This is a genomic window from Streptomyces mesophilus (assembly GCF_011044995.1).
Lineage (GTDB): Bacteria > Actinomycetota > Actinomycetes > Streptomycetales > Streptomycetaceae > Streptomyces > Streptomyces mesophilus.
Genome location: NZ_JAAKZW010000474.1, coordinates 1 through 961 on the forward strand (window position 1 = coordinate 1; position 961 = coordinate 961).

Here is a 961-nt window from a genome sequence, read left to right on the forward strand (position 1 = left end):
CCCCGCCGCCGCGTCCTGGTCGTCGGCATCGACGGCGTCACGCTCGACACCCTGTCCGCGGTGCCGACCCCGCACCTGGACTCCGTGACCGAGGCGGGCTTCCTCGCCCCGGTCGCCATCGACCCCGGTACGCCCACCATGTCGGGCCCGTGCTGGGCGACCGTCGTCACCGGCGTCCGGATCGACAAGCACGCCGTGTGGAGCAACGACTTCTCCGGCAACCGGCTGCACCTCTTCCCCGACTTCGCGAGCCGGCTGACCGCCGAGCACGGCGCGTCCACCTATGTCGCCGCCGGCTGGCAGCCGCTGCTCACGGTCGCGCACGGCGGACCGCTGTTCCGCACCCCGGGCCGTACGACGTTCATCGCCGCGGCCGCCGAGACGGTCGAGGCCTGGGACGCCACCGACGAGGCGATCACGCGCGAAGCGGTACGGGTCCTGACGGAGGACGACCCCGAGGCCTCCTTCGTCTACCTCGGCGCGGTCGATGAGACCGGGCACGTTCTCGGCTGCGGCGACGCGTACGAGGAGGCGATCGTGCGCGCCGACAAACGGCTCGGTCGGCTGCTCGCCGCTTTGCGCGCCCGCTCCTCGTACACCCAGGAGGAGTGGACGGTCATCGTCGTCACCGACCACGGCCACCGGCCCGAGGGCGGGCACGGGGGGCGCTCGGAGCGGGAGACGACGGCATGGATCGCGTGCTGCGGCCCCTCGATCGCGGCCGGCGAGCCGGACCGCGCGCTACGGCACGAGGACGTCGCGGCCCAGGTCTTCGCCTCGCTCGACCGCGAGATCGACTCCCACGCGACGGTGGACGGGCGGGCCTGGTCGAAGAGTTGACCTTCGGTTTTGGCACTAGGTGGGGGCACTGGGCCTCGTACGTGGTGGGGCGCTGACCCTTCGTACATGGAAGGGCCCTGACCCTCGTACGTGGAGGGGAGCTGATCCCGGCCCTCAGGGG

At 72.5% G+C, this 961-nt stretch carries 1 protein-coding gene; it reads left to right on the plus strand.

Going from position 1 to position 961, the window contains the following annotated elements:
- Positions 1–840 (plus strand): alkaline phosphatase family protein (locus G6045_RS40645; RefSeq protein WP_206344834.1); only part of this gene is annotated, 840 nt, incomplete at its 5' end.
- Positions 841–961 lie beyond the last annotated feature (121 nt).